The sequence below is a fragment of the Ruegeria sp. BHSC037 genome (genome assembly GCF_059613045.1).
Genome location: NZ_JBXWRT010000004.1, coordinates 200,020 through 219,479 on the forward strand (window position 1 = coordinate 200,020; position 19,460 = coordinate 219,479).

At 63.4% G+C, this 19,460-nt stretch carries 18 protein-coding genes; 4 read left to right on the forward strand and 14 right to left on the reverse strand.

Translation table 11 applies throughout. The features are described 5' to 3' along the window. Positions 1-9: 9 nt before the first annotated feature. Positions 10-741, forward strand: coding sequence for a hypothetical protein (locus tag AC2FMN_RS05725; RefSeq protein ID WP_496686874.1), 732 nt, complete (start codon positions 10-12; stop codon positions 739-741). Here AC2FMN_RS05725 and AC2FMN_RS05730 read toward each other — a convergent pair. Beyond that, entirely contained in the window at positions 729-4,157 is a 3,429-nt protein-coding gene (locus tag AC2FMN_RS05730; RefSeq protein WP_496686875.1) for an indolepyruvate ferredoxin oxidoreductase family protein, read from the reverse strand. The two genes, AC2FMN_RS05725 and AC2FMN_RS05730, sit on opposite strands and share 13 nt — an antisense overlap. 139 nt (positions 4,158-4,296) lie before the next feature. Between AC2FMN_RS05730 and AC2FMN_RS05735 the strand changes: the two genes are divergently transcribed. Continuing rightward, complete coding sequence (locus AC2FMN_RS05735) at positions 4,297-4,758, forward strand: Lrp/AsnC family transcriptional regulator (protein WP_496682521.1); 462 nt, start codon at positions 4,297-4,299, stop codon at positions 4,756-4,758. On the opposite strand, the gene AC2FMN_RS05740 is transcribed toward AC2FMN_RS05735, so the two are convergent. Further along, entirely contained in the window at positions 4,759-5,151 is a 393-nt protein-coding gene (locus AC2FMN_RS05740) for a DUF3307 domain-containing protein (protein WP_496686876.1), read from the reverse strand. It abuts the gene before it with no gap. A gap of 125 nt (positions 5,152-5,276) precedes the next feature. Here AC2FMN_RS05740 and AC2FMN_RS05745 point away from each other — a divergent pair, with 125 nt between their 5' ends. Then, positions 5,277-8,363 (forward strand): cyclic nucleotide-binding domain-containing protein, encoded by a 3,087-nt coding sequence (locus AC2FMN_RS05745; RefSeq protein WP_496686877.1) that lies wholly within the window; start codon positions 5,277-5,279, stop codon positions 8,361-8,363. Positions 8,364-8,369: 6 nt separating this feature from the next. On the opposite strand, the gene AC2FMN_RS05750 is transcribed toward AC2FMN_RS05745, so the two are convergent. The 9 genes from AC2FMN_RS05750 to AC2FMN_RS05790 all read right to left on the reverse strand — a co-directional run bounded on the left by AC2FMN_RS05750 (position 8,370) and on the right by AC2FMN_RS05790 (position 16,602). Beyond that, complete coding sequence (locus AC2FMN_RS05750; protein ID WP_496682527.1) at positions 8,370-8,657, reverse strand: ArsR/SmtB family transcription factor; 288 nt, start codon at positions 8,655-8,657, stop codon at positions 8,370-8,372. 115 nt (positions 8,658-8,772) lie between these two features. After that, positions 8,773-10,005 (reverse strand): mandelate racemase/muconate lactonizing enzyme family protein, encoded by a 1,233-nt coding sequence (locus AC2FMN_RS05755; protein WP_496686879.1) that lies wholly within the window; start codon positions 10,003-10,005, stop codon positions 8,773-8,775. A gap of 31 nt (positions 10,006-10,036) precedes the next feature. After that, positions 10,037-11,131 (reverse strand): Zn-dependent alcohol dehydrogenase, encoded by a 1,095-nt coding sequence (locus AC2FMN_RS05760; RefSeq protein ID WP_496686881.1) that lies wholly within the window; start codon positions 11,129-11,131, stop codon positions 10,037-10,039. An 80-nt stretch (positions 11,132-11,211) separates the two neighbouring features. After that, positions 11,212-12,411 carry a TCR/Tet family MFS transporter gene (locus AC2FMN_RS05765; RefSeq protein ID WP_496686883.1) on the reverse strand — a complete coding sequence of 400 codons (1,200 nt, stop codon included), beginning with the start codon at positions 12,409-12,411 and terminating at the stop codon, positions 11,212-11,214. A 117-nt stretch (positions 12,412-12,528) separates the two neighbouring features. After that, the gene (locus AC2FMN_RS05770) at positions 12,529-13,242 is read right to left on the reverse strand and encodes an alpha/beta fold hydrolase (protein ID WP_496682533.1); all 714 of its coding nucleotides are present in this window, start codon (positions 13,240-13,242) and stop codon (positions 12,529-12,531) included. A 13-nt stretch (positions 13,243-13,255) separates the two neighbouring features. After that, complete coding sequence (gene pcaD, locus AC2FMN_RS05775; RefSeq protein WP_496682535.1) at positions 13,256-14,044, reverse strand: 3-oxoadipate enol-lactonase; 789 nt, start codon at positions 14,042-14,044, stop codon at positions 13,256-13,258. A 73-nt stretch (positions 14,045-14,117) separates the two neighbouring features. After that, a complete protein-coding gene (locus AC2FMN_RS05780; RefSeq protein ID WP_496686885.1) occupies positions 14,118-15,092 on the reverse strand; it encodes a threonine ammonia-lyase in 975 nt (324 codons plus the stop codon). Then, complete coding sequence (locus AC2FMN_RS05785) at positions 15,089-15,916, reverse strand: alpha/beta fold hydrolase (protein WP_496686886.1); 828 nt, start codon at positions 15,914-15,916, stop codon at positions 15,089-15,091. Before AC2FMN_RS05785 ends, AC2FMN_RS05780 begins: the two co-directional genes overlap by 4 nt. Further along, positions 15,916-16,602: a haloacid dehalogenase type II gene (locus AC2FMN_RS05790; RefSeq protein WP_496686887.1), complete on the reverse strand. Its 687-nt coding sequence runs from the start codon at positions 16,600-16,602 to the stop codon at positions 15,916-15,918. Before AC2FMN_RS05790 ends, AC2FMN_RS05785 begins: the two co-directional genes overlap by 1 nt. 128 nt (positions 16,603-16,730) lie before the next feature. Here AC2FMN_RS05790 and AC2FMN_RS05795 point away from each other — a divergent pair, with 128 nt between their 5' ends. Continuing rightward, the gene (locus AC2FMN_RS05795) at positions 16,731-17,159 is read left to right on the forward strand and encodes an FKBP-type peptidyl-prolyl cis-trans isomerase (protein WP_149775631.1); all 429 of its coding nucleotides are present in this window, start codon (positions 16,731-16,733) and stop codon (positions 17,157-17,159) included. A gap of 11 nt (positions 17,160-17,170) precedes the next feature. On the opposite strand, the gene AC2FMN_RS05800 is transcribed toward AC2FMN_RS05795, so the two are convergent. The 3 genes from AC2FMN_RS05800 to fabB are packed head-to-tail and all read right to left on the reverse strand — an operon-like array spanning position 17,171 to position 19,451. After that, positions 17,171-17,365 carry a hypothetical protein gene (locus AC2FMN_RS05800; protein ID WP_496686888.1) on the reverse strand — a complete coding sequence of 65 codons (195 nt, stop codon included), beginning with the start codon at positions 17,363-17,365 and terminating at the stop codon, positions 17,171-17,173. A gap of 59 nt (positions 17,366-17,424) precedes the next feature. After that, positions 17,425-18,216 carry an enoyl-ACP reductase FabI gene (locus AC2FMN_RS05805; RefSeq protein ID WP_496686889.1) on the reverse strand — a complete coding sequence of 264 codons (792 nt, stop codon included), beginning with the start codon at positions 18,214-18,216 and terminating at the stop codon, positions 17,425-17,427. A gap of 5 nt (positions 18,217-18,221) precedes the next feature. Further along, on the reverse strand, positions 18,222-19,451 hold the full coding sequence (gene fabB / locus AC2FMN_RS05810) for a beta-ketoacyl-ACP synthase I (protein ID WP_496686890.1): 1,230 nt from the start codon (positions 19,449-19,451) through the stop codon (positions 18,222-18,224). Between the last annotated feature and the right edge of the window lie 9 nt (positions 19,452-19,460).

Here is a 19,460-nt window from a genome sequence, read left to right on the forward strand (position 1 = left end):
GCGTGTTCGATGGCGGAGAATGACACCAGAGTTCTTATCTTGGGAAGTGCGCCCGCAGCGCTGGCGGCGCGGGATTGGGCGCGCGGGGCGTTCACTCATATCGTGGCCATCAACAACGCCTGGCGCATCCGCGAAGACTGGGATTTCCTGATCCATCCCGAGGATTTTCCGGCCGAGAACCGCCCCGACTGTCTGACAGCGACGCAGCGCATCGTGACGGCGCAGGATTATGTCCCGATCCAGAACGCTTACGGCGGCTTCGTCTATGCCGGTGGAACCATGGCCTTTACCGCCGGGTACTGGGCGCTGGGCGATCTCAAACCATCGGTACTGGCCTACTTTGGCTGCGACATGGTCTATCCGCGCTCGGGCAATACCCATTTCTACGGCCAGGGAACGGCCGATCCCTTGCGCGCCGACGTCACCTTGCGCTCGCTCGAGGCGAAATCGGCACGGCTGGCGCTGCTGGCGGCGCGTCAGGATTGCAATGTGGTGCGGTTGTCCTCCGGACCCAGCCGGCTGGTCTATCCATCCGTTTCGCATACAGAAGTGATCCCCGAGGCCCTGCCGAGCACCGAACACGTCGATGCTCTGCTGCAGGCCGAGTGTGAGGTCGGTTACGTGGTGCCATCCGGCCGGTATTGGGAGGTCGAAGACCGGTTCGATCCAGCCGTTGTCGACCGGCTGGATGCGGCTTGGCTCGCAGCTTACAAGGCCTCGGTGCTGGATCAGGCGGCCTGAGCGCGCGGCGCGCGCAACAAGTCTTCGACCTTTCGTCTGGCAGTCTCGGCCGCTTGTATCCGAACCGGGCCATAACCGCGGATCTCGTCAGCGCACGCCAGGATGCTTTGCCACGTTTCGGCATCCCGATCGCCGTACTCGGCCACAACGCGGTCCAACAGCCCCTGATACCAATTCAGCAGATCGCGGTGGAGGCGCGCTTCGGCGTGATAGCCAAACGGATTGAGAGCTGTTCCGCGCAGCGCCCGCATCTTTGACAGGCCCCGCAGAACCGGCTGCATCCAAGGTCCGAACGCCTTTTTTAGCGGTCGGCCCCGTGCGTCCGTTTTGCGGCTCAGCAGGGGCGGAGCCATGTGAAAGCGGACCGCAAAATCGCCCTCGAACTGGTTGGCCAGGTCCTGGGCGAAATGGTCCGAAGTCATCAGCCGCGCGACTTCGAACTCATCCTTGTAGGCCATGAAGCGGAACAGGTTGCGGGCGACGCTACGCAACAGGGTCTCGTCAGCCTGCGGCAGCGCCGAGCGGAGGGCGGCGATACGATCGGCATAGGCCTGCGCGTATTTTGCGTTTTGATACTCGGTCAGGTAGGCAGTGCGGCGCGCAATTATCTGATCCAGTGTTTCGTCCGAACCAACGTCGTCGGAAGGCAGCGCCAGAACGTCCGAACGAACCGCCATGTTGCGCCCGATTGCAAAAGCCAGACGGTTCTTCTCGACAGCGACACCGTTCAGCAGGATCGCCTGACCCAGCGCGACATGCGATACCGGCACAAGACCGTGCTGCCACGCAAAACCCAGCATGATCACATTGGCAAACACGGCATCACCCAGCAGGTTTTCCGCCACCGCATTGGCGTCGAAACCGAACAGGTTTTTCGCCCCAACCACGTTCTGAATTGCCTGTTCACGGGCTTTTACCTGCAACTGAGCGTCGCGGCGCAGAACGATATCGCCGGTCGGCATTTCCGCCCGGTTCAGGACCACGCGCGTACCCTTGCGGTAGTGCGCCGAGGCTTTGGGGGCCGAACTGACGACGACGTCGCAACCAATCACCGCATCGGCCGCGCCCTGATCAATGCGGACCTGGTTCAGCGCATTTGGAGTGTCTCCCAAACGGATATAGCTGAGAACGGTTCCGAATTTCTGAGCAAAGCCTGTGAAATCCAGGACCGAGGCTCCTTTCCCCTCGAGATGGGCCGCCATCGTGATCAGCGCACCAACCGTCACCACGCCTGTGCCGCCCACGCCGGTGACCAGCAGCTCGAACGGTTTGTCCAGGCGGGGCAGGGTAGGGTCGGGGAGCCCGTCCTCGAGTTTTGCCAGATCCAGCTTTGCCATGCGTTTGCGGCGTTCGCCGCCTTCGATGGTCACGAAGCTGGGGCAGAATCCGTTGAGACACGAGAAGTCCTTGTTGCACGAGCTCAAATTGATCTTGCGCTTGCGGCCGAGCGGGGTTTCGCGCGGCTCGACGCTCAGGCAGTTGGATTCGACCGAGCAGTCGCCACAGCCTTCGCAGACTAGGTCGTTGATCCAGACGAACCGCTTGGGGTCCTCCATCGTGCCGCGCTTGCGGCGGCGGCGCTTTTCGGTGGCGCAGGTCTGTTCGTAGATCAGGACGGTCACGCCCGGCGTCTCGCGCAGCTCGCGTTGCAAGGTGTCCAGTTCGGCGCGGTCGTGGAAGGTTGTTTGCGCCGGGAAATCGGCGTGGTGGAATTTAGAGATGTCGTCCGAAACGATAGCGATCCGCTCGACGCCCTCGGCGCGGCAGGTCTGGGCGATGCCGGCCACGCTGACCGGCCCGTCCACCGGCTGGCCACCGGTCATGGCCACGGCGTCGTTGTAGAGGATCTTGTAGGTGATGTTGGTCCCGGCCGCGACCGCCTGCCGGATCGCCAGCGAGCCCGAGTGATACCAGGTGCCCTCACCGAGGTTTTGGAAGATGTGCTTACCGCCGTTGAACTTGGACGCCACCACATGCGGCACACCTTCGCCGCCCATCTGGGCATAGCCGACGGTGTGGCGATCCATCCACGAGGCCATGACGTGGCAGCCGATGCCGCTGGCCGCCATCGAGCCCTCGGGCACCTTGGTCGAGGTGTTGTGCGGACAGCCCGAGCAGAAATAGGGCGTGCGGGTCGCTCCGGGCACGTTGATCAGTTGCGGCGGCCGTTCGGTCAGCGCCTTGGCTTTGGCGGGCAGGCCTTCTTCGGGGAAGAACTTGTCCAGCCGGGCCGCCACGATCGGGACCAGCATCAGCGGGTTCAACTCGCCCGTCCACGGGATCAGCGGCTCGCCATGGCTGTCGTATTTGCCCACCATCTTGTGCGGCTTGTCGCCTGGCCAATCGTAGAAGTATTCCTTGAACTGGCTTTCGATGATGCCGCGCTTTTCTTCGACGACCAGCACCTCGGCCTTGCCCTTCACGAAGCGCAGCGCGTTGCGCCGCGCCAGCGGCCAGACCATGCCGACCTTGTAGATGTCGATGCCCAGACGGCGGCAGGCGGCCTCGTCCAGTCCCAGCAGGCGCAAGGCCTCCATCAGGTCCAAATGCGCCTTGCCAGTGGTGACAAAGCCGAACTTGGCGTTGTCGATGTCATAGACGCGCCGGTCGATCGGGTTGGCCTCGGCAAAGGCGCGCACGGCGCGCAGCTTGTGCTGGATGCGGGTCTCGATCTCGGGGGAGGGCAGGTCGGCGGCGCGCACATGCAACCCGCCGGGGGGCAGGTCGATCTCGGGCAGGATGAACTGTCGGTCGGGGCGCAGCTCGACCGAACGGGCGCTTTCGACGGTTTCCGAAATCGCCTTAAACCCGACCCAAGTGCCGGAGTACCGCGACAGAGCAAAGCCGTATTCGCCGAATACCAGATACTCCTCGACCGAGGCCGGGTTCAGCGTGGGCATGAACCATGCCATGAAGGCCACGTCGGACTGGTGTGGCATGGATGAGCTGACGCAGCCATGGTCGTCGCCGGCCACGACCAGCACGCCGCCCTTGGGGGCCGAGCCATAGGCGTTGCCGTGTTTCAATGCGTCGCCTGAGCGGTCGACGCCCGGCCCCTTGCCGTACCACATCGAGAAGATGCCTTCGAATTCGCACTGCGGGTCCAGGGTCGCCTGCTGCGCGCCCAGAACGGCGGTTGCGCCCAGATCTTCGTTCACGGCGGGCATGAAGGTGATGTTGTCGGATTTCAGCCGTTCGCGCGCGCGCCACAGTTCCAGATCCAGCCCGCCCAAGGGCGAGCCGCGATAGCCCGAGACGAACCCGCCCGTGTTCAGCCCGGCATCGCGGTCGCGCCGTGCCTGATCCATCAGGATGCGTGCCAGCGCCTGCGTGCCGGTCAGGAATACCCGGCCGGTGGTCTGTTCATAGCGGTCTGCAAGTTGATAGGTCCGAAGTGCGCTGTCGTGGTGGCTCATGGCTGGGGTCCGCGCGTAGTTTTGAACCCGAGAATTCTGGACCGATCTGTGTGAAAAATCGTTCCAATTTCTCCGAGAAAATAGGTATTATACGAAAAATTTGTTCACAAATATGCGATTTTTGAAATAATCTGGGCGCATGTTGGAGCTGGACGACAGAGATCGCCGCATCCTGGCGCTTTTGCAGAAGAACAGTCGCATGTCGAATGCCGATCTGGCGGATGCGGTGGGTATGTCGGCCTCGGCCCTTTGGCGGCGCGTGCGCGCGCTGGAAGAGGCCGGTGTCATCGAACGCTATGGCGCGGTCGTGAACCCGGCCGCGATGGGGTTGGCGTTCGAGGCGATCGTGCATGTGCATCTGACCCGCCACGACCCGGACCGGATCGTGGAATTCATCCGCGCGATCGAGACATGCAAAGAAGTGCAGGAGTGCTATTCCACCACCGGCCAGGCCGATTACCACCTGCGGGTCCTGTGCCGGGATCTGGCTGCCTACAATGAGTTTCTCGAGAATTTCTTGTTTCGATTGCCGGCAGTTGCCAGCGCGCAGACGAATGTCGTCCTGCGCCCGGTCAAGCGCAACCGGCCGGTCGAGCTGTGATCATCTGGGCACGAACTCGACCCATGCCCAGGCCATACCGACATAGGTCAGGTTGTGTAAAAACTGATCCAGCCCCGCCGCGCGCCAATACGCCGCCTGGTTCGGTTGCAACTGCTTTTTGTCGGAATAGCTGGCCTTGGCGAAGTCGATGTTGAAGTGGATGATCCACTCCAGCGCCACGATCACCAGAATGAAGGACAATGGGGCGCCGAAGATCACGAATACGATGACCGAGCCGATGACATGCACCAGCGCATGCTGGGCGCGCCCAGCATGGAAATACACCCCGCGCCCCGACAACATCTTGGGGGTCTGGAGATAGAAGTCGGCAAACATGTGCTTGACTTGAAGCAACGCAACCAAAAGCAGCACTGTGCCCAGTGTGGCAGGCAAATGAACCCTCCCGATATCATCCCCAGCACAGATTAGGTGCAAATTCCCGCGTTCGCAAATGAACTAGTTCACACAAGCCGAATTAGTTTCCCGCCACCTGAATCCGTTTGCGTCGCCGATTGCGAATGCTGTACCGTCGGCCTGCTTTGTTCATTCGAACGTTGCCAGTTTTGAGATTTGGTTCATCAGCAGGGGCAGGCGCCATAGAACGTTCGATTTTCGGGTTTATCTGGAAGTACTCAAAACGCGATCAGCTGATCCTGTTGGCCGTGACGGCGACCCTTTTCCCACTGCTGTATCTGACGCTGGAACTGCCCAAGCGCATCATCAACGATGCGATCGGCGCCTCGAGCGAGGTGGTCGATGTCTGGGGCTTTGCCCTGGAACAAACGACATTCCTAATCATTCTTTGTTTTGCGTTTTTGGCCGCCGTCCTGGCGCATGGCTTGATGAAAATGCGCATCAACACCATGAAGGGCGTTCTGAGCGAACGCATGCTGCGTCGGTTCCGCTATCAGCTGATCCGGCGGGCGGTGCGGTTCCCGCAGCCCTATTTCGAACGGGTCAGCCAAGGCGAGCTGGTTTCGATGATCACCGCCGAAAGCGAGCCGATGGGCGGCCTGATGGGCGACGCGATCAGCCAGCCGGTTCTGCAGGCCGGGCAGATGCTGACCATCCTGTCCTTCCTGTTCCTGCAAAGCGTCTGGTTCGGCCTGGCCGCTGTGGCGCTGATACCGGTGCAGGCCTGGCTGATTCCGCGGCTGCAACGGCAGATCAACCTGCTCAACAAGCATCGCATTCAAGAGGTCCGCGTTCTGGCCGCCCAGATCGGCGAAAACGCGGCCGGCGCAGCCACCCTGCGCCAGAACGGCGGATGGCGCTATCGTCTGGCGTTGATCTCGGCGCAGCTGGGCCGATTGTTCGGCATCCGGTTCGAGATCTACCAGAAGAAATTCTTCATGAAGTTCATCAACAACTTCATCACCCAATTGACGCCGTTCATGTTCTACCTGGTGGGCGGTCTGTTGGTGCTGCAGGGGTCGGTGTCATTGGGGGCGCTGGTGGCCGCCCTGGCCGCGTACAAGGATCTCAGCTCGCCCTGGAAGGAACTGTTGACCTACTACAACCAGACCCAGGACATGTCGCTGCGGTGGGAGGTGGTGATCGAACGCTTTGCCCCCCAAGGAATGTTGGATGAAAGGCTGTTCGAGGGCACGCCCGAGGACGTTCCGCACCTGAAGGGCGACATCGTGCTGGATCAGGTGACGGTGCGCGATCTGGACGGGAACCAGATTCTGGACGATCTGAACCTGACCTTCGGTGCCGGCCGCACCATCGGCATCGCCGCCCCCAGCGAGGAAGACCGCCGCGCGCTAGCCGATCTGCTCACGCGCGAGATCCTGCCCGGATCGGGCAAGGTCGAGGTCGCCGGGCAGGATCTGTCGGGCCTGCATCAGGCGGTGATCGCCGCCCGGATCGGGCATGCGACCTCGCGCCCGGTGATGTTTCAGGGAACCATCGGCGACAACGTGATGATGCCGCTGCGGCAGCGCCCGTTGACCCCACCGCCCGACGATCCGGACTTTCAGGAAACGCTGCGCGCTGGCAACAGCGCCGATCCGCTCGACGCCGAATGGCTGGAACCGTCGCTGGCCGGGTTTGAAACCACCCAGGACCTGCGGGACTGGTGGCTGAAGCTGATCGAGGGGATGGGTTCGGGACCGACCCTGTTTCAGCGCGGGGCCGAGCAGGTGTTCGATCAGGACCTGCACCCCGAACTGGCCGCCCGATTGATCGAACTGCGGCCGGTGGTGCAGGATGCCATTCGGACGGCCGGTCTTGAACAGCAGGCGCTGCTGTTTGACCGTGCGTCCTACAATCCGGCGCTGCCTGTGGCCGAAAATCTGTTGTTTGCGGTTCCGCGCGTTCCGGTGACCCAGCAGTTGCTGGCGCGGCAGACCGTTTTTCTAGGTCAGTTGCGAGAGCTGGGGCTGGACGAGACGCTGGTGGCGTTGACGCGCGACGTGATCGAAATGTTGCGGCAGATCTTCGGGCTGGATGGAACCGACCACCCGCTGTTCCGGAAACTGGGGCTCGAGGCCGCAACCTACGAGGCGGCGGTCGAACTGGTCGAGCGGACGCGCGAGACCGGGGCTGCCGGGCTGGATGACGAGCAACTGGCCAGCTTGCTGGCGGTGCCGTTCGTGATCTCGGCCGAGCAGATCGGGCCGGCCTTTTCCGACGAGTTGAAGAACCGCATTCTGGAATTGCGCCACAGCCATTCGCACAAGCTGATGGAGCGGCTGAACGACGTATTCGCGCCGCTGGATCCCAACCAATTCGCCCCGGGCCTGACGGTGTTGGAGAACGCGCTGTTCGGCAAGGTCAGCCAGATCGGCGGCGCCCGCTCGGACGAGGTGCGCAAACTGGTCGCCGATGTGCTGGCCGAGAACGGCGCGCGCCCGATGGTGATCGAACTGATCTACGACATCCCGGTCGCGCTGGGCGGGCAGAACCTGCCGGCGGCCCTGTCCGAGCCGCTGGCCTTCACCCGCGCCACGATCAAGAAGCCCGACATTCTGATCCTGGAAAACGCGCTTGCCAGCTATGGCATGGAAACCCAGATCGCGGTGTTCCGGAACCTGCGGGCGCTGCTGCCCGACACCACGATCATCTATCTGAACGATCAGTTCCAGACTCCGGGCGTGTTCGACATGTATGTCGAAATCCGGCAAGGTCGGGTCGTGTCAGATCAAATCGCATCCGAATCCGAAGGCGAAGGCGCAGCCTCGGCGGATCTGGTCCGCAAACTGCGCGCACTTGAACAGACGCCGTTGTTTTCGGGGTTGGACCGGCGGCAGTTGCGCCTGCTGGCCTTCGGGGCGCAATGGTATCGCGCCAGCGCCGGAGAGGTCGTTTTCCTGAAAGACGATCAGCCCACCGACGGCGCCTATATGATCATCGAGGGCGAGGCGGGATTGTACCTGCCGCAAGAGAGCGGCCCCGACCAATTGGTGACCCGCGTCGGGCCGGGCACCCTGGTCGGCGAATTGGGGCTGATCCGCAAGGAGCCCCGCGCGCTGAGCATGGTGGCCGAAACCGATTTGACCTGTCTGCGCATCGGCGAAGAAGAGTTCCTGGCCGTAGTCGAAAACGACGCGGCGACGGCGTTCAAGTTGATGCAGGTGATCGCGGGGTATGTCTCGCGCTGATCCGGGTCAGCTTTGCGGCTTGCAGTACAGCGAATACAGCAGATCGATGACCTGCGCCGTGTTCCCGTCCGCAAGCGAATAAAAGACCGCCTTGCCCTCGCGTCTGGTCGAAACCAGCCCTTCAGCCCGCAGCCGCGCCAACATCTGGCTGACTGCGGCCTGGCGCAGATTCAGCAGTTTCTCCAGCTCTCTCACCGACTTTTCGCCGGCGCTCAGGTGGCACAGGATCATCAGCCGCCCTTCATGGGCGAGGGTCTTGAGGAACGCGGCGGCTTGGGTCGCGCTTGCGGCCATGTCCAACGTTGGTTTGGCGGGCTGAAATGTTCGGTCAGTGTCTGGACGGGTCAAGATACACCTTGCAGAGCTGAAGATCGGGCCGGGCCTGTATGCACCAAGCCGCCCGGCCTTGTCACCCCTCGGTGGCAGGGGCGCCGCCTTGGAAGGCATTGCCGTTGACATAATCGCAGGGGTCTTCCTGCATCTGCAGGTGCAGACCGTCGCCGGAATAGGGATGGGCGCGGGCCAGATCCTCATCGACCTCAATACCCAGACCAGGGGCCGAAGGCGGTTCGACAAAGCCGTTCTCGACCCGGATCGAGCCCTTGATCAGCCGGTCATGAAACGGCGTTTCGATGGTCTCCAACAGCAGCAGGTTCGGGATCGAGGCCGCGAGATGGATGTTTGCGGCCCATTCCACCGGCCCGGCATAGAGATGCGGCGCCATCTGCGCGTTGAAGACCTCGGCCATGGCGGCGACCTTCTTCATCTCCCAGATGCCACCAGCCCGCCCCAAAGCGGGTTGCAGGATCTCGGCCGCACCGGAGCGCAGGACCGCGCCAAATTCGGCCTTGGTGGTCATCCGCTCGCCTGTGGCCACGGGAATGCGGACATTGCGCGCGACGCGGGCCATGTCCTCGATCATGTCCGGGGGGGTGGGCTCTTCGAACCACAGCGGCGAGTAAGGTTCGATTGCCTGCCCAAGGCGGATGGCGCCCGCGGTGTTGAACTGGCCATGGGTGCCGAACAGCAGGTCGGCCTTGTCGCCCACGGCCTGGCGGATCGCCTTGCAGAAGGCCACCGACATCGAGATGTCGGACATGGCCGGCATATGCCCGCCGCGCATCGTGTACGGACCGGCCGGGTCGAACTTGACCGCGGTGAAGCCGCGCCGGACCATTTCGGCGGCGCTTTCCCCGGCCTGTTCGGGCGAGGTCCAGAAATCGGTCAGATTGTGCTGCGGCAGCGGGTACAGATAGGTGTAGGCGCGGATGCGATCGTTCATCCGGCCGCCGATCAGAGCGTATACCGGGCGGTCCCGGTCCTTGCCCAGAATGTCCCAACACGCGATTTCCAGCCCCGAGAATGCCCCCATCACAGTCAGGTCGGGGCGCTGGGTGAAGCCGCTGGAATAGGCGCGGCGGAACATCAGCTCGATATTCTCGGGGTTTTCGCCGGCCATGTGGCGGTCGAACACGTCACGGATGACGTGTTTCATCGCCTCGGGGCCGACCGAGGAGGCATAACATTCTCCCCAGCCCGTGATGCCGGTGTCGGTGGTGACCTTCACCAGAATCCAATAGCGCCCGCCCCAGCCCGGCGCGGGCGGAGCGGTCACGATGATGTCGAGATCCTGTAGTTTCATCCGGTCTCCTCCCGCCGGTGGTCCGGGGCCGTCAGCCCCGGTCAAATACGATGACGTTGCGCTTGGCCGACCCGGTCTTGGTGTCCTCGATGGCCTCGTTGATCTGTTCCAGCGTCCAGCGACCCGAGATCAGCTCGTCCAGCTTCAGCCGCCCCTGTTCATACAGATCGATCATCCACGGAATGTCTCGTTGGATCACCACGTCGCCCATCTTCGACCCGACCATGCCCTGACCCAGTGCTGCCAGAATGACCGGCTCATAGCTGGATTGCGCGCCGGAATGCGGCATGCCGATCATCACCGCCTTGCCACCACGACCCAAATAGCGGGGCGCCTGATCATAGGCGGGGATGGCCCCAACGGTGATCAGAACCGCATCGGCCCCCCGACCGCCCAGGGCCTTGTACGCCGCTTTCCACGGTTCTTTCAGCGTGGCCAGAACCCCGTGCGTGGCGCCGAACTCCTTGGCGATCTCGAGCTTTTCTTCGGTCATGTCGACGGCCACGATCCGCCGGGCCCCGGCCAGCCGCGCGCCCTGGATGGCATTCAGGCCCACCCCGCCCGCGCCGATGACCACGACATCCTGACCCGGGCGCAACTGCGCGGCGTTGACCGCCGCCCCCACGCCGGTGATCACCCCGCAGGACAGCAGGCTGGCCACGTCCTTGGGCATCGCGTCGGGGATCTTTACGATCTGGCGATGGCTGACCACGACTTTTTCGGCAAAGGCACCACAGGCCATCGCCTGTTCCAGCGCCCCACCGTTCGCCGTGCGCAGCGGCCCGTTGACCGTGTCATAGGGCGTTTCGCAGATCACCGGCTTGCCGCTGGTGCAGGACGGGCAGGACCCGCAAGCGCGGATCAGGGTCACCACGACCGAATCGCCAACCTTGAATCCGCCGCTGGCTTCTCCGACGGCCGAGACCACACCTGCGGCCTCGTGCCCGTAGACGGCGGGCAGAAACCCGCCCCACGCGCCGCTGGCATAGGTGATGTCGGAGTGGCAGATCGCCACCGCATCCAGCGTGACCTCGACCTCGCCCATGCCGGGCGGCGCGATCTGGATGTCTTCGATGACAAGCGGTTGGTTGAAGGCGCGGCATACGGCGGCTTTGATGGTCTGCATGGATCCCTCTTTTGGTTTGGGTCACGGTGGCGTTTGAAACCTTGGGCTGCAAGACGGAAAACGTCATTCCCATGTCGTTGTTACATATCGGAAGCCCGGACCCGTAAAAACAACGCGAAGCCCGCCAGCATCAGGCCCATCGCCAGCAGGAAAGGCGCCCCCGGCAGATAGATCGCGGCATCGGGCCGGGCGAACTGCGCAAACACTGCCGTCATGACCAGTGGGGAAAGGATCATGGACAAGGCGTGCAGGGCGGCCAGCACACCTTGCAGCTCGCCCTGCTGCGAATCCGGCGTGGCGCGCGACATCTGCGCCTGCAGCGCCGGGGTGACCATCGCGCCCAAGGCGGTGATCGGGATCAGCATCAGGGCGATGGTGCCATTGGTCAGAAAGCCCAACAGCAGAAAGCTGACGATCTCGAACACCATGCCCAGCAGGATCGTTCTGCGCTCGCCCAGATGCCGGGTGGCCGGGCGGATCAGCCCGCCCTGAACGGCAGCCATGCCCAGCCCGTAAACGGCCAGAGACAGCCCGATCATCTGGGTCGACCATCCGAACCGCTCGACCGTGAAATAGGACCAGATGGCCGGGTAGACATAGATCGACACCGAATACAGGAAATAGACCCACAGCAGCGGCCGGATACCGGGCAGGCCGGCGATTGCGCGCAGGGCGCTGTCGGGCCGGGCGCGCCGCCACTGGAACGGGCGGCGGTTTCTGTCGGTCACCGTTTCCGGCATGACCAGCAACCCAAGGCAGAAATTCAGCACCGACAGCCCCGCGGCGGCCCAGAACGGCGCGCGTGTGCCATATTCGCCCAGCAGCCCGCCCATCAACGGCCCCAGCACGAATCCGACCCCGAATGCCGCGCCCAAAAGCCCGAAATTGGCTGCCTTGTCATGGGGTTTCGACACGTCGGCGATAAAAGCCGCGGCGGTGGAATGCGTGGCCGCCGTGATGCCGCCCAGAAGGCGCCCGGCCAGCAGCAGCCAAATGCTGCCCGCAATCGCCATCACGACATAGTCCAGCGCCATCATCAGCAGCGACACCAGCAGAACGACCCGGCGCCCATAGGCATCGGACAGATTTCCCAGAACCGGCCCGAACAGGAATTGCATGGCCGCGAAGGCGGTGCTGAGAATGCCGCCCCAGATAGCGGCCGAGGCCAGAGACCCGCCCTGCACCTCGACGATCAGCTGCGGCATGATCGGCATGATCAAACCGATGCCCATTGCATCGATCATCACGGTTCCGAACGCAAAAATAAAAGGAAGCCGCATGCCTGTGCCAACTGTTATTTTTCGGGCCGAGCCTAGCGAGGCTATGCCGGTCTATGAACCCGCTCGGGGTGGTTTGCGGCGGCAAACGGCTTGTGACGTGCGGTCACTTCCCAACCGCTAGAGCCGGGCGGCCAATCCGCTCAGTTGCTGTGCAAGATGTCCGGGTTGCGAAAAGAAGGGTGAGTGCGAACTGTCGATGGATAGGCGCAGATCCGGTGGTGCGATCTGGCTCATGTCCTCTTGGTATTCCGGGGGAATGGTCCGATCGTCTGTGGCGCGGATATAGGCCTTGGGAACGCGGGCAAAACCGCCGCTCAGGTCCAAAGGCGTGTCCTGGGGGCGGATGGCCTGGGGGCACAACCGCGCAAGGGCATAGCGCACCGTTTCAGGCGCGCAGTCATGATAGAATAGGCCCTCCACCCGTTCCGGCAGGACAGTGTAGGACAGGCCGTCGGCCGATTTTTCAACGGCATCCGCAATGAGTTGTCGCGGAGACTGCCGGCGCATGTCGATCATCGAAAGGCCGGGCCGGGGCACGTAGGCACAAAGGTATATCAGCGCCCGCATCCGGTCGGGCGCATGGTCGGCCGCGGCACTGATCGGATAGCCGCCCCAGGAATGCCCGACCAGGATGGTGTCGGGTGTGGACGCCGCAAGTATCGCGTCACGGCAATCGTCAAGGGTGACGGCCGACACCGGCGTCGGGTCCGCGCCGTGGCTGGGCAGGTCGATGGCGCGCGCGCTGTGCCCCAGCGATCTGAGTTCGGGGATCAGGTCGCGCCAGCACCAGGCGCCATGGCACGACCCGTGGATCAACAGAAACTTCGCCACCGGTTCCTCCTTCTCAGACGTGCCCGGTTTCGGCCAGAAAATCCGACAGCAGCGCCGCGTAGTCGCCGGGCCGTTCGACGCAGGGCAGGTGTCCGGCCTTGCGGATCAACTCGAACCGCGAGCCGGGGATCAGATCGACCGTTTCGCGCACAAGGTCCGGGGGTGTTGATCCATCCTCGGACCCGGCGATGCCCAGCGTCGGCAGGCGCAATCCGCTGGTCGGCGTGAAGAAATCGGTTCCCGATATCGCGGCGCTGCAGCCCAGGTACCCTTCCAACGGCTGCCGCACCATCATGTTGCGCCACAGGTGGACGTCCGGCGAGGACCGGAACGCCTTGGAAAACCATCGCTCCATCGTCGCGTCGGCCAGGGCTTCGATCCCGCCTTTGCGCGCAGCCGCGATCCGGTCGGCCCATATCGCCGGAGTGCCGATCTTGGCTGCCGTGTTCGACAGCACCATCGCCCTGATCTGGTCCAGTCGTTTCACGGCCAGACCCTGTGCAATCATACCACCGATGGACAGTCCGACAAAGACACAGTCGCGGACCTGAAGGTGATCCAGCAATCGCTCGGCATCGCGCACCAAAGCGCCCATCGAATAGGGGCCGGGCGGCTGCGAAGACAATCCATGCCCGCGCTTGTCATAGCGGATGATGCGCAGACCGTCGGGCAGCAACGGCAGGATCGGGTCCCACAGGCGCATATCGGTCCCCAGCGAGTTTGCAAAGACGACGGGTGCCCCGTCAGGGGTTCCGTCCTCACGATAGTGCAGCTTGACTTCTCCGAAATCCGCGATGTGCATCTGGGCGACCTTTTTCTTTTATTGGGTTTCTGCAGCGTTTGCCGCACCTTATGGCACCTAGCCCGACCGCTTGTCAGGTCAGGAATTCCAATGCCCCGGCAAAGACCTGCGGATCGACATTCCCGCCCGAGGCCACGACGATCACCGCATCGCCCGCGATCTCGTCCTTTCGGAACAGCGCCGCCGCCAGCGAAACCGCACCGCCGGGTTCCAGCACGATCTTCAGGCGCAGAAAGGCCTGGGCCATCGCCTGCAGCGCCTCGGCCTCGGAGACCGCCAGACCGGGCCCGCACAGGCGGTTGAGGATGGGAAAGGTGATCTCTCCGGGTTGCGGAGTCAGGATCGCGTCGCAGATATTGCCGGAGGTAGCCGCATTCGCCTGGATGCTGCCTGCGGCCAGCGAGCGTCTCACATCGTCGAACCCCTCGGGCTCGCAGGGGCGGGCGCGCAGGCCGGGCGCGTGGCGGTCCAGCGCCAGGGCGACGCCGGCCGTCAGCCCTCCGCCGCCGCAGCACACCAGCACATCGGCGGTCTCGACGCCCAGATCGCGGGCTTGCTGCGCCAGTTCCAGGCCGACGGTACCTTGCCCGGCGATCACCTGCGGTTCGTCATAGGGGCGGATCAGGGTCAGGCCGCGCTCGGCCGCCAGCGCCTCGCCGATATCCTCGCGGCTTTCGGAGGCGCGGTCATACAGCACGACCTCGGCCCCCAGAGCGCGGGTGTTCTCGATCTTCAGCCGGGGCGCGTCCGAGGGCATCACGATGACCGACCTGGTGCCATGCAGAGTTGCGGCATGGGCTACCCCTTGCGCATGATTACCCGAGGAATAGGCAATAACCCCGCGTTTGCGGGCCGCGTCGTCCAGCGCGGAAATGGCCGACCAGGCCCCGCGGAACTTGAAGCTGCCAGTGTGCTGCAGGCATTCTGGTTTCACCAGCACCCGGCGCCCCGCGATCTGGTCCAGAAAGGGCGAGGTCAGCAGCGGCGTTTTGCGCACATGGTCAGCCAGACGGTCGGCGGCGGCTTCGATCAGGTCAATGGTGCTCATGCCAGTTCCAATGTCTTGCGGATGATGTCGAGGGATTGTGGCTCGTCCAAAAACGGGACATGGCCGCGATCGGGCACGTCGCCCGTGATCAGGCCGGGATGGCGCGCGCGCATGGCATCGACCGTGTCGCGGCTCAGAAGGTCCGAGTTGGCGCCGCGGATCACGCCTGTTGGCACGGCGCGCAAGGCATCGAACAGGGGCCACAGGTCCGGGGTTTCGCCGGCTTCGATCTGTTCCAGCAAGGCGGTGCGCAGGGCCGGGTCATAGCGCAGGGCCAAACCATCGGCCGTTTCCTCGTACTGGAACGCGGCCTGTTTGCGCCAGACCGCAAGCGGAACGCCGGGGAATTGCGGCTCCATCATCTGTTTCAAGATCGCAGCCGCCTGATCAAGCGTTTTCGACACCGGTTTGCGGCCCACATAGTCGATGATCCGGGCGATGCCCTGCGGCTCGATCACCGGGCCGACATCGTTGAGAATCACGGCGGCCAGACGGTCGGGATGGGTGGTTGCCAGCGTCATGGCGATCAGCCCGCCGCGCGAGGTACCCAGGATGCTGGCCCGGTCCAGGGCCAGATGGTCCATCAACGCGATTACGTCCTGCGCCTCGTGCGCGACGGTATAGTTGCGGTAGTCGGGGTCGTGGGCCGATTGCCCCCGGCCGCGATAATCCAGCGCGATCATGCGCAGATCGGCGACATGCGGTGCCAGGAACGAGAAATCGAGACTGTTGCGGGTCAGCCCGGCCAGGCACAGAAGCGGCTGCCCCTTGCCGGTGTCCGCGTAGTAAAGGTTCAGTCCATCGGTGGTCGTGAAACGCGGCATCACAGGCCCGCCAGTTCGGGGATGCGCGTCAGGTCGGACAGCACATGGGCGGGTGTCCAAGGCAGCCGGTCCATCGGCTCACCCGCTCGGTTCACCCAGGTCGTGACGAAGCCGTATCCGCTGGCGCCGGCCGCGTCCCAGCCGTTCGAGCTGACGAACAGCACTTCGGACCGGTCGCAACCGAACCGGGCGGGAACAAGATCATAGACCTTGGCATGGGGTTTGAACACGCCGACGCTTTCGACCGACAGTACATCGTCCAGCAACGCGCCGATGCCCGCCGACCTGACGGCGGCGTCAAGCATCGGTGGCGAGCCGTTCGACAGGATCGCGGTCTGCAGACCGCCGGATTTCAAGGCCTTCAGCATCGCGGGTACTTCGGGATAGGCCTGAAGCTCCCAATACAGATCCAGCAGACGCTGGCGCAGGTTTGGGTCGCCCTGAAGGCCGGTCGCGTCGAGCGCCCAGTCAAGCCCGTCCTGCGTAACGTCCCAGAAATCGGCATGTGCGTCGGCCACGGCGCGCAGCCATGTGTATTGCAACTGCTTCAGGCGCCAGTGATTGGCAAGCTCGGGCCATTTTGCCTGCAACGCTTCAAAGCCGGGCTGGGCTGCCGCCTGCCGCGCCGCGGCGGTCACGTCGAACAGGGTGCCATATGCGTCGAAAACGCAGGTCGTGATTGCCATGTGATCCTCCGCCGTGATTGCGCGCAGGTTTGCACAACTGCCCCAGTGGGAAAAGCGCAAAAGGGTTTACAACGGCGCGGCAGGCTCTAGGTTGGGCGGCTCTTTCTACTTCAAGGCCGGAGGCCACCATGACCGCAATCAAACAAGGCGACACCGTTCGCATTCACTACACCGGCACTTTGCAGGACGGCAAAGTCTTCGACAGCTCGGAAGGGCGCGAGCCGCTGGAATTCGCGGTCGGATCCGGCCAGATCATTCCAGGGCTGGATTCGGCCCTGCCGGGGATGGAAGTCGGCGACAAGAAACGGGTCGAAGTGGCGTGCGAAGACGCCTATGGCCCGGTGAATCCTGCGATGCGTCAGGACATCCCGCGCGAAGGCATTCCGGCCGACATTCCGCTGGACCCCGGCACCCAGTTGCAGATGCAGACCCCGGACGGGCAAGCCTTGCCGGTCACCGTGGTCGAGGCCACCGACACCACTGTTACGCTGGATGCCAACCATCCGCTGGCCGGGCAGGATCTGACCTTTGATATCGAGGTCGTTTCGGTCAACTGACCGGTCCGGGCCTATAGCCCGGGCACCAGATCCAACAACGACCCAACCGCGGACCGCAGCTGCGGTTGGGTATAGAACACCCACAAGATCAACAGTGTCGTGAGGGTCAGCAGCAGTTTGCGCGCACGCTCGCTGAGGAACCTTTCCTTTCGACGGGCCTGTTGCGCGCGCGGGCTGCTGGCGATTATTCGGTCAAGTTTGCTCATGTGCCGCAACCTGCCGCCGAAAATTGGTCAAATCTTGGCGGCGACAGGGAAAGATCGAGTCACATGAAATCGGGCTGAGGCATGCCCAGAACGTGGAACCCGCCATCGACCCGGATGATTTCACCGCTGGTGCAGGCGCCGGCATCCGAAGCCAGATAAACGGCGGTGCCGCCCACCGCTTCGAGCGTTGCGTTCGCGCGCAGCGGCGCGTTCTGGTCGCAGAACTTGTATGTCTTGCGCGCACCGCCGATGGCCGCACCTGCCAGCGTCTTCATCGGGCCCGGCGAAATCGCGTTGACCCGGATGCCGTCGGGCCCCAGGTCGTTGGCCAGATAGCGGGTCGCCGATTCCAGCGCCGCCTTGGCCACGCCCATCACGTTGTAGTTCGGAACCACGCGGTTCGACCCCTGATAGGTCAGGGTCAGCAGGGTGCCGCCATTGTCCTTCATCATCGGATAGGCGCGACGCGCGACTTCGATGAAGGAATAGGCCGACACATCCAGCGAGTGCTTGAAGTTGGCCCGCGTCGTGTTCAAGAACCGGCCGGTCAGTTCGGTCTTGTCTGAATATGCGATTGCGTGGACCAGAAAGTCGATCGTCGGCCAGCGCGCGGACAATTCGCCAAAGGCCCGGTCCAGCGAGGCGTCGTCGGTCACGTCGGCATCGACCATGAAGTCGCTGCCCAAGCTTTGCGCCAGCGGCTCGAGCCGCTTGCCGAAGGCCTCGCCCTGATAGGTGAAGGCCAGCTCGGCCCCGGCCTCGTGCATGGCCTTGGCGATGCCCCAGGCGATCGAGCGGTCATTGGCTACGCCCATGATCAGACCGCGTTTTCCCTTCAGACAGTTTGACATCTCGATCACCCGTTATACTTGGACAGAACCATGGAGCCATTCGTGCCGCCAAAGCCGAAGCTGTTGGTCATGACACTATCCAAGCCTGCGTTTTCAACCACTTGCGTGGCAATTTCGCCGGGCTGAATGCCTTCGGCCAATGTGTCGACGTTGATCGACGGTGCAATGAAATCATGTTCGAGCATGAGCAGGCAGAAGATCGCCTCGAGCGCGCCCGCTGCGCCCTGCGCATGGCCGGTCATCGACTTGGTCGAAGAAATCGGCGGCACGCTGCCCTCGCCGAAAATGCGGCGCACAGCCTCGACTTCGCCCACGTCTCCGACCGGGGTCGAGGTACCGTGCGCGTTGATATAAGAGACCTTCCGGCCCTCGGGGAGGGTCTGCAGCGCCAGGCGCATGGCCCGCTCGCCACCTTCGCCCGACGGGGCGACCATGTCATGGCCGTCGGACGTCGCGGCAAAGCCGGTCACCTCGGCATAAATCTTGGCGCCCCGCGCCAGCGCGTGGTCCAGATCTTCCAGCACGACGATGCCCCCGCCGCCGGAAATGACAAAGCCGTCACGATCCTGATCGAACGCGCGCGAGGCTTTCTCGGGCGCGTCGTTGTACTTGGACGACATCGCGCCCATCGCGTCGAACAGGCACGATAGGGTCCAGTCCAGTTCCTCGCCGCCGCCGGCGAACATCACGTCCTGCTTGCCCATCATGATTTGCTCGGCCGCATTGCCGATGCAGTGCAGCGAGGTCGAGCAGGCCGAGGTGATCGAATAGTTGATGCCCTTGATCTTGAAGGCGGTGGCCAGGTTGGCCGAAATGGTCGAGCACATGCACTTCGGAACGGCAAACGGGCCGATCCGCTTGGTCGCGCCGGTTTTCAGAACGGTCTGATGCGCCGTCAGCATGGCGCTGGTCGACGGCCCGCCCGAACCCGCCACCAGGCCGGTGCGCGGGTTCACGACCTGATCTTCGGTCAGGCCGGCATCGGCGATCGCCTGGCTCATCGCGATATGCGCATAGGCGGCGCCGGGGCCCATGAACCGCAGTGCGCGTTTGTCCACGTGCTCGGCCACGTCGATCTTGAGTGAACCGGCCACCTGGCTGCGAAAGCCGTGTTCGACCATCTGTTCGTTGGCCTCGATGCCGGATTTACCTGCCTTGAGCGAGGCCAGAACCTCTTCGGCATTGTTCCCAATGGAGGAAACGACCCCCAATCCGGTTACGACGACGCGACGCATAAGCGTACT

Excerpts from the sequence above, each read along its gene's own strand:
- AC2FMN_RS05750 (WP_496682527.1), bottom strand. The coding sequence starts at position 8,657 with ATGGCCGCAAGCGCGACCCAAGCCGCCGCGTTCCTCAAGACCCTCGCC.
- AC2FMN_RS05735 (WP_496682521.1), top strand. The coding sequence starts at position 4,297 with ATGTTGGAGCTGGACGACAGAGATCGCCGCATCCTGGCGCTTTTGCAG.
- AC2FMN_RS05805 (WP_496686889.1), bottom strand. The coding sequence starts at position 18,216 with ATGTCAAACTGTCTGAAGGGAAAACGCGGTCTGATCATGGGCGTAGCC.
- AC2FMN_RS05790 (WP_496686887.1), bottom strand. The coding sequence starts at position 16,602 with ATGGCAATCACGACCTGCGTTTTCGACGCATATGGCACCCTGTTCGAC.
- AC2FMN_RS05785 (WP_496686886.1), bottom strand. The coding sequence starts at position 15,916 with ATGCCGCGTTTCACGACCACCGATGGACTGAACCTTTACTACGCGGAC.
- AC2FMN_RS05730 (WP_496686875.1), bottom strand. The coding sequence starts at position 4,157 with ATGAGCCACCACGACAGCGCACTTCGGACCTATCAACTTGCAGACCGC.
- AC2FMN_RS05765 (WP_496686883.1), bottom strand. The coding sequence starts at position 12,411 with ATGCGGCTTCCTTTTATTTTTGCGTTCGGAACCGTGATGATCGATGCA.
- AC2FMN_RS05745 (WP_496686877.1), top strand. The coding sequence starts at position 5,277 with ATGCTGTACCGTCGGCCTGCTTTGTTCATTCGAACGTTGCCAGTTTTG.
- pcaD (WP_496682535.1), bottom strand. The coding sequence starts at position 14,044 with ATGCACATCGCGGATTTCGGAGAAGTCAAGCTGCACTATCGTGAGGAC.
- AC2FMN_RS05760 (WP_496686881.1), bottom strand. The coding sequence starts at position 11,131 with ATGCAGACCATCAAAGCCGCCGTATGCCGCGCCTTCAACCAACCGCTT.
- AC2FMN_RS05755 (WP_496686879.1), bottom strand. The coding sequence starts at position 10,005 with ATGAAACTACAGGATCTCGACATCATCGTGACCGCTCCGCCCGCGCCG.
- AC2FMN_RS05780 (WP_496686885.1), bottom strand. The coding sequence starts at position 15,092 with ATGAGCACCATTGACCTGATCGAAGCCGCCGCCGACCGTCTGGCTGAC.
- AC2FMN_RS05725 (WP_496686874.1), top strand. The coding sequence starts at position 10 with ATGGCGGAGAATGACACCAGAGTTCTTATCTTGGGAAGTGCGCCCGCA.
- AC2FMN_RS05795 (WP_149775631.1), top strand. The coding sequence starts at position 16,731 with ATGACCGCAATCAAACAAGGCGACACCGTTCGCATTCACTACACCGGC.
- fabB (WP_496686890.1), bottom strand. The coding sequence starts at position 19,451 with ATGCGTCGCGTCGTCGTAACCGGATTGGGGGTCGTTTCCTCCATTGGG.
- AC2FMN_RS05800 (WP_496686888.1), bottom strand. The coding sequence starts at position 17,365 with ATGAGCAAACTTGACCGAATAATCGCCAGCAGCCCGCGCGCGCAACAG.